7 protein-coding genes are annotated in these 6,871 nt (G+C 70.6%); all 7 read right to left on the bottom strand.

The genetic code is table 11. The features are described from left to right. Positions 1-1,162, bottom strand: a 1,162-nt coding sequence (locus ABZS54_RS00635; protein ID WP_355528996.1) for an AAA family ATPase, incomplete at its 3' end; no start/stop codon positions are given. A 522-nt stretch (positions 1,163-1,684) separates the two neighbouring features. Beyond that, positions 1,685-2,209 carry a MarR family winged helix-turn-helix transcriptional regulator gene (locus ABZS54_RS00630; protein WP_355528978.1) on the bottom strand — a complete coding sequence of 175 codons (525 nt, stop codon included), beginning with the start codon at positions 2,207-2,209 and terminating at the stop codon, positions 1,685-1,687. A gap of 41 nt (positions 2,210-2,250) precedes the next feature. After that, the gene (locus tag ABZS54_RS00625) at positions 2,251-2,976 is read right to left on the bottom strand and encodes a hypothetical protein (RefSeq protein ID WP_355528975.1); all 726 of its coding nucleotides are present in this window, start codon (positions 2,974-2,976) and stop codon (positions 2,251-2,253) included. 78 nt (positions 2,977-3,054) lie between these two features. Further along, complete coding sequence (locus ABZS54_RS00620) at positions 3,055-3,234, bottom strand: hypothetical protein (protein WP_355528972.1); 180 nt, start codon at positions 3,232-3,234, stop codon at positions 3,055-3,057. A gap of 131 nt (positions 3,235-3,365) precedes the next feature. Beyond that, positions 3,366-3,929, bottom strand: a complete 564-nt coding sequence (locus ABZS54_RS00615) for a rhodanese-like domain-containing protein (protein WP_355528969.1) — start codon at positions 3,927-3,929, stop codon at positions 3,366-3,368. Between the two features lie 118 nt (positions 3,930-4,047). After that, positions 4,048-5,232, bottom strand: a complete 1,185-nt coding sequence (locus ABZS54_RS00610) for a homoserine O-acetyltransferase (protein WP_355528967.1) — start codon at positions 5,230-5,232, stop codon at positions 4,048-4,050. 27 nt (positions 5,233-5,259) lie between these two features. Then, entirely contained in the window at positions 5,260-6,609 is a 1,350-nt protein-coding gene (locus tag ABZS54_RS00605; protein WP_355528964.1) for a bifunctional o-acetylhomoserine/o-acetylserine sulfhydrylase, read from the bottom strand. Between the last annotated feature and the right edge of the window lie 262 nt (positions 6,610-6,871).

The raw sequence follows: 6,871 nt of genomic DNA, 5'->3' as shown, positions 1-6,871 counted from the left end.
GGATGGCGTCCAGGTCCAGCTCGTGGACCGGACCCGAGTCGGCTGCACCTTCGGCACGGCGCTGGGCGGCTCCGGTGAACCGGTCGAGGTCCATGCCCGTCATCTTGGCGGCATCGGCGTCGATCTGCTCCAGAAGGTCGCCCATGTCTCGTTGCATTGCGTCGGTGACGGCGTCGACCAGGAGCTCTTTGAACACCCGGCGTGCGGGGTTGTGCCCCGGTGCGGCTGCCACGGCGGCGTCGCGTGTCGTGGCGACTTCCTCGCCGGACAGGTGAACCAGTTCCTGTCCGACCCGCACGGTGAAGTCGCCGTGGGGAGCTTGGTGGACGCGCAACAGGCCGGCCAGAGCATCGGCGAGGTCGGAGCTGCCCTTGAGACGCGCCGTATCGAACGGGTCCACCGTGTCCGTGGACACTCCGGCCAGTTCGTGGCAGGTCGCCAGGACGACGTCGTTCTCACCGAGCGAGGGAAGGACCTGGGAGATGTAGTCGAGGAACCGGGCATTCGGACCGACCACCAGGACACCTTGCTCCGCGGCGCGCGGGAACGCGTACAGGACATACGCCGCCCGGTGCAGGGCGACCACCGTCTTGCCTGTACCTGGCCCGCCCTGCACCACGGTCACCCCGCGGTGGGCGGAGCGGACGATCTCGTCCTGCTCGGCCTGCAGCGTCGCGACGGCCGCGTGCATCCTGCCCGTACGCCGTGCCGACAGAGCCTCGGTCAACGGGCCGTCACCCACGACGTCTTCGTCGGTCGGGGCAGTACCGTCGAGCAGTTCGTCGCTCACCGAAATCACCGTGCGCTCCTCAAGGCGCAGGTGCCGGCGGCGGCGCAGATCCATCGGGTGGATCGGCGTCGCCTCGTAGAAGGGCCGCGCCGCGTTCGCGCGCCAGTCCACGAGCAGAGGCAGCTCGTCGTCCTCCGTATGCAGGCCGATTCGCCCGATGCGCAGGGCCGTGCCATCCGTCCAGTCGATGCGGCCGAAGACCAGCCCTTTTTCGGCGCCCTCCAGCCGGCTGATTTCCTTGGCCAGACGCTCAGCGGCGATCTCTCTCTCGTATGCCTCATCGGCGCTTTCCACCGGGGCCTTCAGCACACTCGCTCGGTGTACTCGCGCCTCGGAAAGCCGCTCTGTGAGCATCTCATACAAGGTGGACACATAAGCCCGCTCCGATTCAACCGCACACACAGCAGGGTCGTTCACTTGCGACAACAGGGGGCTCCTTCGATTCGAGCCACACCATACGGTCATAATTCCCTGAAAATAAGTCTTGACTTACTCGGGGTGCCGTGGCCCTGTCGCGGTTGCTCGTTAGTCATGGCGGTATGAGGGCGCTGAACTGGGCAAATGAAGGCAATATCGAGGGCGTACGGGATTGCATCATGACCTTGCGACTGAACCCAGGACGGCTCACTGTCCGGCGTATCATGCATTCCGCCGTTCCGTTTATTGCCAGTTGCGATCTCGATGCCCTTCTGCCTTATGGGCGAGCCCGCCCTCGGTTGTCTGCGATGTTTTTCCGCGCTCGGGAAAAGAGGGAAGAGTCGGCGAGGCGACCGGCGCCATCGGATGACAGGGTTTGCTGACAGCCAGGGTCGAATGCGACCACCACAACGGGGAGTGGCATGGCCAATCCGGTCTACAAACGGGTGTCGATCGATCAGCAGTCGGCCGACCGTCTCAGCCCGCCCCCGCGTGCACCGCCTCGGTGAGTGCACGCAACCCGGCGATCGCCGCGCCGATCGCCGCGACCTGGTCCGTGCCCAGTTCGGTCAGGCCCTCGTGGACGACGTCGGCGAGCAGGGCGTCGACGGCGTTGCTGCGCGAACGGGCCGCGGGCGTCGAGTGCAGGTGGGCGACCCGCTTGTCGGCCGGGTCGGGCATCCGCTCCAGGAGTCCTTTGCCGACCAGCTTGGAGACCAGCGCGCTGACGTTGTTGGGCTTCATCAACAACGCCTCGGCCGCCTGGCGGACGGTGATCCCGTCCCGCTCGGCGACCAGCCGCAGCAGCGCCCGCTCGCCTTCGGACGGTTTGGGCGACGGGAGCTCGCGATCGCTGCGCCGCTCCAACGCCCGGATCAGAGCCGGCAGCACGCCGACGAGACCCTCGGCGACGGCGCGCGACGTGGCTGAGGCGGCGTCGGCGCGACCGGCCGGTTCGGCCCGACCGGCCTCGTCGGTCGAGGATTCCGGGGCGCGACTCATCCCGCGACCATAGGTATTGGACGATAGCTATGTCAACGTACCTAATCCGCCCGTCGGTTTTCCGGCGCGCCGATCCGCGGAGGCTGCGGTGCGCCGACCCGCCGGGCCGACTTCCAGGGCGCGGGCCACGGATATCGATCCAGGTCTCGCGTCGGCGGCACCGCGGCGGATGTCCCGTCGTCGAGGATCCGGTTGTACCGCAGGGCGAAGTAGTTCGCGGTCGGGTGGCCCGCGAGCATCGGACCGGCGAAGCTGCCGGTGCCCTTGACCATGTCCGAGGTCGGGTTGGCCAAGTGGATATAGGTGAAGGTGCCCGCGTCGCGACTCACCCACCCGGTGAAGATCACCACGTGGCCGTCGTCGGTGTCGTCGAGCGCGTCGCCTCGCAACAGGTCGTCCCGCTCGATCCGGTTGGTGACCGAGGGCCGGTCGAGCGAGTCGGTGTTGAAGTCGGTGCTCGGGAGGTGCCAGGCCATCGCGACCATGCCCGAACAGTCGGTGCGGTAGTCGTGTGCCCCTTCCGGGTCTGCGGCTTTGGCTCCCTGGTCGTACTGAACGTCGCGGTCGTACCAGTCCTCGGCGCGCTCCAGGACCTCGGCACGGCTGATGCTCCCGCCCCGCACGGAGGCGGTCGGTGAGCCGGCTCCGAATGGGGCGGTGACGGAGACCGCCGCTTCGGCCCGCGGCGCGGCCGAGGTGCCGAGCACGGCGACGGCGAGGAACGGGAGAGCGACCAGGGCAGATGTGTGGCGATTTGCGCTGAACACGGTAATTCGGTGCATTCGACCAGACTTGGTCATTCCGGCGCGCTCGTCGTGGAACGCAACGCGTGTCGGCGCAGGGAATCACGACGCGGGCGGCTGGGTCCCGGGGCCGGCCGCGGCGACGATCTGGTCGTGCGCGGCGGTGATTTCGTACTTGATCCGGGACAACGGGCGCTTGGCGATGCCCTGAATGGGTTCCGTACCGTCGACCCATTTTGCGGCGACTTTGTGCGTTGTCGACCAGCCATAGACGGGCGGCACCCGGCGGGCGGCACCCGGCGGGCGGCACCCGGTGCGTGGCACCCGGTGCGTGAGGCACACACGGCGCGGCCCCGATCGGGCGTCCGCCGGTCGGGGCCGCGCCCCCGGCCTTCGGGCCGGGGCGAGTGCGATCAGGCCCGGTCGAGAGCGGTGAGCGTGCCGGCCAGGTCGGGAGCTTCCGGGGCGGGGCGGTTGTGCGGCAGCTTGCCGAGCACGGACGCCATGCCGCACGTGTTGGTCACGGCGGAGAAGATCAGACCGGAGCCGATCGCGCCGGCCAGCAGACGGGCCTTGGGCGCGCGGCGGCCGGCGGCCAGGCCGAGGACGACCAGAGTGCCGGCGGCCAGCCGGACCTGACGCTCCATCGGCCACACCTTGCGGGCGCCGGCCGGGCTGTCCAGGGTGTGACCGTCGGCAACCCAGGCCGAGGTGCCGCCGGTCAGGTGTACGGCCTCGATGCCGGCGGCGGTCAGCTCGGCGCGGGCGCGCTCGGAGCGGGCTCCGGACGCGCAGACGATCAGCAGGTCGGCGTGTTCGGCCCGCTTGAGCACCGGTACCGCCTCGCGCAGCCGGTCCAGCGGGACGTTGTGCGCGCCGGGGATGTGGCCGGTCGCGTACTCGCCGGGGGTGCGCACGTCGAGCACGGTGAACTCGGTCAGCCGGGCGCGGACCTGCGCGGGGGCCAGGGCGGTCATGGTGATCGGGCCTTTCGAGGGAGTCCGGCGCCGCCCGGGAGAGAGGTGCACCGGTGCGCGGTGAATCCTCCGGTCGGGCACCGGGCGGGCGATGTGGAGGGCTACCCATCGGTTGTGACTACCTTCGGGTAACGGTGGGATCGAGCTCGGTGTTCCGGGTCCGGCCCGGGGTCTTGCTCCGGTCCGTGTTCGCCGTATGTTCCAGCAACTCCGCGAGCAGGGGTGCCACCTGATCCAGTTCGATCAGGAAGCCGTCGTGGCCATAGGGCGACTCGACCACCCGCAGCGGACCCGCTCCCGGTATGCCGTCGGCGAGGGTCTGCTGCTGGCTCGGTGGGTACAGCCGGTCGCTGTCCACGGCCGCGACCACGGTCGGTGCGGTGATCCGGGCCAGGGCCGCGGGCACACCGCCGCGATCCCGGCCCACGTCGTGGCTGTTCATCGCCTCGGTGAGGCTCACGTAGCTGCCCGCGTCGAAGCGCGCGGTCAGCTTGGCGGCGTGGTGGTCGAGGTAGGACTCGACCGCGTACCGCCCGTGCGGACCCTCGCCCGGTTGGCGGTCCCGGCCGAAGCGGGTGGCCAATTCGGCTTCGCTGCGATACGTCACGTGCGCGATCCGCCGGGCCAGGCCGAGCCCGCGCCAGGGCCCGGACTCGGCCGGCCGGTCGTGGTAGTCGCCGCCGGACCAGCCCGGATCGGCCCGGATCGCGTGCAACTGGGTCGAGCACCACGCGATCTGCTCCGCACTCGCCGCCGCGGTGGTGGCGATCAGGAACAGCGCGCCCACCCGGTCCGGATGTGTCACCGCCCACTCCACCGCGCGCATGCCGCCCATCGACCCGCCCACCACCGCTGCCCACCGCTCGATCCCGAGCAGGTCCGCGCCGGCCACCTCCGCCGCCACCTGATCGCGAACGGTCAACCGAGGAAAGCCACTTCCCCAGGCGCGACCGCCCGGCCCGGGTGACGCCGGACCGGTGGTGCCCCGACAGCCGCCGAGCGCGTTCGGGGCAACCACGAAGTACCGGTCGGTGTCCAGCGTGCGGCCCGGCCCGATCAGGCCGTCCCACCACCCCGGAGTGGGAAAACCCGGCCCGGCGGGACCGGCGACGTGGCTGTCCCCGGTCAGTGCGTGCAGGACCAGGACCGCGTTGGAGCGGTCCGGGGCGAGCCGACCCCACGTCTCGTAGCCGACGTGGACCTCGGGCAGCACCTCCCGGGACTCGGTCCACAGCGGCTGCGGCAGGGTCAGCGAGCGCGGACCCGCCGAGGTGGCGGGAGCGGTGGGCGTGTCGTGCGACATGGTGAGCCGTTCCGTCCGAATTCCCGGCTAGCCCGCCTGCGCGGCGCGGAAGCCGGCCACCAGGTCGGCGCGCAGATCGGCCAGGCCCTCGATGCCGACGGAAAGCCGAACCAGGCCGGGGGTGACCCCGGTGGCCTGCCGTTCCGCGTCGGTGAGCTGCGCGTGCGTGGTACTGGCCGGGTGGATCACCAGGCTGCGCACGTCGCCGATGTTGGCCAGGTGACTGAACAGGGACAGCCCGTCCACGAACCGGCGGCCCGCCTCGATCCCGCCCTTGAGCTCGAACGCGACGATCGCACCGGCGCCGCGCGGCAGATAGCGCTTGCCCGCGTCGTACCACCGGCTGCTCGGCAGCCCCGCGTAGTGCACGCTCTCCACCTCCTCCCTGGCCTGCAACCACGCGGCCAACGCGCTCGCGTTCGCGACGTGCCGCTCGATCCGCAGCGACAACGTCTCCAGGCCCTGGAGCAGCAGGAAGCTGGTCAGCGGGGCGATCGAGGCGCCCACGTCGCGCAGCAGCTGCACGCGCAACTTGGCCGCGTACGCGCCCGGGCCCAGGTCCGGCCAGTAGCGCAGCCCGTTGTAGCTCGCGTCCGGCTCGGTGAAGCCCGGGAAGCGGTCCGGGTGGGCGCCGAAGTCGAAGGTGCCGCCGTCCACCACGATCCCGCCGATCGCGGTGCCGTGTCCGCCGAGGAACTTGGTCGCCGAGTGCACCACGACGTCCGCGCCGTGCTCCAGCGGACGGAGCAGGTACGGCGTCGGCACCGTGTTGTCCACCACGAGCGGCAGACCCGCCGTGTGCGCGAGGTCGGCCACTGCCGACACGTCGAGCACGTTGCCGCGCGGGTTTCCCAGCGTCTCGGCGAACAGCAGCTTGGTCTGCGGGCGGATCGCCGCGCGCCACGCGTCCAAGTCGTCCGGGTCGTCGACGAAGGTGACCTCGATGCCGAGCTTGGGCAGCGTCCAGTGGAACAGGTTGTACGTGCCGCCGTACAGCGACGAACTGGACACGATGTGGTCGCCGGCGCCCGCGAGGTTGAGCACCGCCAGCGTGGTCGCGGCCTGCCCGGACGCGGTCGCCACCGCCGCCACGCCGCCTTCGAGGGCGGCCACGCGCTGCTCCAGCGCGTCCGTCGTGGGGTTGTGGATCCGGGTGTAGATGTGCCCTTCCTCGGATAGATCGAACAACCCGGCGGCGTGCGCGGTGTCCTTGAAGACGAACGACGTGGTCTGGTAGATCGGCACCGCCCGGGCCCCGGTGGTCGGGTCGGGCGAGGTGCCGGCGTGTACCTGCCGGGTCTCGAAGGACCACGACTCGGGGTCGTCGGCGAGCACGGCTTCGATGGCGGGCGGCGCGTCGATTGCTTCGAGGGTCATCGGGAAACTCCTTGCGGGGTAAGGGAGTCGACGGTGATGTCTGAGCTGTTGAGCTGTGGGATTCCGGGGCAGGCCGGCGGAAGCATGCCGCAGGTGTGGCGATCGGGCGCGCGGAATCGACCGCAGGCGCGCCGAATCGGGCTCGCGACGCGGTGAGCCGCGGACGAGGACCGGGCCGGAGCGGGCCCGAGCGGGAAGAGCGGGAGCGGGACGCGGGGAGTCGGCGGGTCAGCGCCCGGACTCACACACCGCGCGAACCACC

The organism is Embleya sp. NPDC005575, from assembly GCF_040605455.1.
In the GTDB taxonomy this organism is placed as follows: Bacteria; Actinomycetota; Actinomycetes; order Streptomycetales; family Streptomycetaceae; genus Embleya.
This window is presented reverse-complemented; position numbering and strand designations above follow the sequence as displayed.

Coding starts and splice junctions, on each gene's coding strand:
- ABZS54_RS00610 (WP_355528967.1), bottom strand. CDS start 5,232: ATGTCGCACGACACGCCCACCGCTCCCGCCACCTCGGCGGGTCCGCGC.
- ABZS54_RS00615 (WP_355528969.1), bottom strand. CDS start 3,929: ATGACCGCCCTGGCCCCCGCGCAGGTCCGCGCCCGGCTGACCGAGTTC.
- ABZS54_RS00605 (WP_355528964.1), bottom strand. CDS start 6,609: ATGACCCTCGAAGCAATCGACGCGCCGCCCGCCATCGAAGCCGTGCTC.
- ABZS54_RS00630 (WP_355528978.1), bottom strand. CDS start 2,209: ATGAGTCGCGCCCCGGAATCCTCGACCGACGAGGCCGGTCGGGCCGAA.